The sequence below is a fragment of the Gordonia sp. NPDC062954 genome, from assembly GCF_044543825.1.
Taxonomy (GTDB): Bacteria; Actinomycetota; Actinomycetes; order Mycobacteriales; family Mycobacteriaceae; genus Gordonia; species Gordonia tangerina.
Genome location: NZ_JBITWL010000063.1, coordinates 1 through 2,661 on the forward strand (window position 1 = coordinate 1; position 2,661 = coordinate 2,661).

The 2,661-nt window shown below is 63.8% G+C and carries 2 protein-coding genes; both read left to right on the plus strand.

From position 1 onward, the window contains the following. Positions 1-162 precede the first annotated feature (162 nt). Positions 163-1,794, plus strand: a complete 1,632-nt coding sequence (gene istA / locus ACIGKQ_RS25215; RefSeq protein WP_372512472.1) for an IS21 family transposase — start codon at positions 163-165, stop codon at positions 1,792-1,794. Between the two features lie 4 nt (positions 1,795-1,798). Continuing rightward, entirely contained in the window at positions 1,799-2,599 is an 801-nt protein-coding gene (locus ACIGKQ_RS25220; RefSeq protein ID WP_235721778.1) for an ATP-binding protein, read from the plus strand. Positions 2,600-2,661 lie beyond the last annotated feature (62 nt).

A 2,661-nucleotide genomic window follows, 5' to 3' on the forward strand; every position in this document is an offset into this window, starting at 1 on the left:
TGTCATTTGCCACCGTGAAGGGACCACCCTGGGCTGATTGTTTGCCATGGGGATGGGACCACCTGGATTGCCAGTTATGGGACCACCGGCGCGTCGCGTCGGTGGTCCCTTCATTTGTCCGTTGACTCGGCCGTGACGATGTTCACGGAAGGGGCCAACGGCATGGGCTACCGGGAGGTTGCAGTGGAAGAGATCAGAGAAGTCCTGCGGTTGTGGTTGGGCCTGGCGGTGGGGTTACCAGCGCCGGGTCTGCGCACGATCGCCGCGCGCGCGGGTATCGACAGGAAGACGGTGCGACGCTACATCGCGGCAGCGCAGGCGGCGGGGTTGACACGTGAGGCCGGCGCGGCGGCACTGACCGATGAGTTGCTCGGTGCGGTGGTGGCCGGGGTGCGTCCGGCGCGGCCGAATGGGCATGGTCAGGCGTGGGAAGCGTTGGTGCCGTTCACCGAACAGATTACGCAGTGGGTGAAGGGAGGGGCACCGGAGAATCCAGAACCGTTGACGGTGACCAAGATTCACATCCTGCTCGCCCGTCAGGGATGTGTGGTCCCGTACCGGACGCTGGTGCGGTTCGCGACCGAGTGCTGCGGGTATCGACGCACCACGACCACGGTGCGGGTGGCTGATGGGGATCCCGGGGTGGAGTGCCAGATCGACTTCGGTTACCTCGGACTGCTCGATGATGCGTCAACAGGTAAGCGCCGCAAAGTGTTCGCGCTGGTGTTCACCGCCGTGTACTCGCGGCATACGTTCGTGTGGCTGACGCATACCCAAACCCTGTCAGCGATCCTCGAGGGCTGTTCAGCGGCGTGGGAGTTCTTCGGCGGAGTGTTCGCTGTGATCATTCCGGACAACATGAAACCTATTGTCACCCGGGCCGACATCCTCAATCCGAGGTTGTCTCGGGGCTGGTTGGACTACGGCCAGCATGCCGGGTTCGTCACCGACACCGCCCGAGTCGCCACACCAACCGACAAACCGCGGGTGGAACGCACCATCCACTACGTGCAGAACAACTTTTGGGCCGGTGAGCGATTCTCGAGCCTGCCCGATGCCCAGGCCGCCGCGGTGGCATGGTGCCAGAGCACTGCGGGACTGCGGATTCACGGCACCACCGCCGCCGCGCCGGCGGTGCTGTTCGACACCGACGAACGCACCCACCTGTTACCGATACCGGCCGACTACGACGTACCGATCTTCAAACAGGTCAAGGTGCACAGAGACTTTCACGCCTCGGTCGGCAAAGCACTGTACTCGCTGCCCGAAACCTGGATCGGCTCGACACTGGATGTGCGCCTGGACAGCGAAGCGGTGAAGTTCTATCACCGCGGCGAGTTGGTCAAGCAACACCCGCGCCAGCCCGCCGGCGGGCAGAGCACCGACCCCCACGACTACCCCGCGGACAAGGCTGCCTACGCGCTGCGCAACATCAGCAAGCTGCAATCCACCTGCGAACATCACGGCCCCCATATCGGGCTCTACGCGGCCCGTATCGTCGATGACCCGCGCCCATGGTCTCGGGTGCGGGCGGTGTATACCCTGCTCGGCCTGGTGCGCACCTACGGGCCCGGACCCGTCGATGCTGCCTGTGCCACCGCCCTGGAGTTCGATGTCATCGCCGTGCCCAAGATCGCCTCGATGCTTGAGCAGGCCACCGAGAAAACCACCCCGGACATGCCCGTGGCCGCCGGGTCGGAATCGTCTCGCTTTGCCCGTGACCCCTCCGAATACGCAACCAACAGAACACAGTTGACTCTTGTTCCCAACCCCGACAACACCATTCAGGAGTGAACCGATGACCCGAACCACCAACAGTGTGCCCGAACCTGTCGGCGCCGACATGCTCGGCCTGCTCAAAACCCTCAAACTCGGAGCCCTCGCCGACACCCTGCCCCAACGCGCAGCCCTGGCCCGCCAACACAAAACCTCGCACCTGACGTTCCTGCAACAATTGCTCGCCGATGAAGTCTCACGGCGTGAATCCAGCTCCGCCGCCCGACGATCAGCCAAAGCCGGTCTCGACCCCCGCATGCGGATCGACACCTGGTGCGCGGCAGACGATCTACTCTACGACCGTCCGCTGCTCGAGGACCTCACCACCCTGCGGTTCATCGACGCCGGCCACTCCGCAATCCTGCTCGGCCCCGTCGGAGTCGGCAAGACACATCTAGCAAACTCGTTGGGCCACATGGCTATCGGCCGCCGCAAAACAGTGTTGTTCGCGCGGGCGGACAAACTGTTCCACCGACTCAAAGCCGCCCGCCTCGACAACAGCGTCGACGCCGAACTTCGCCGCATCACCGCCATCGACGTCTTGATCATCGACGACTTCGCACTCAGAGCCCTCGACGCGACCGAAACCAACGACTTCTACGAACTCGTCGTCGAACGCCACCAGCAGACCAAGACCACCATCGTCACATCCAACCGAGAACCCGCCGAATGGCTCACCATGACCGCCGACGCGCTACTCGCCCAATCGGCCATCGACCGACTCACCTCACGCGCGCACACCCTGGTCATCGAGGGCCCCTCCTACCGCCAACGACACCGACCCGGACTTGACCGACCCAACCCCGCAGAGCATCCTCAATAACGCGCCAAGGTGGTCCCATGCTCGTGGCAATCCAGGTGGCCCCATAGCGGTGGCAAATGACA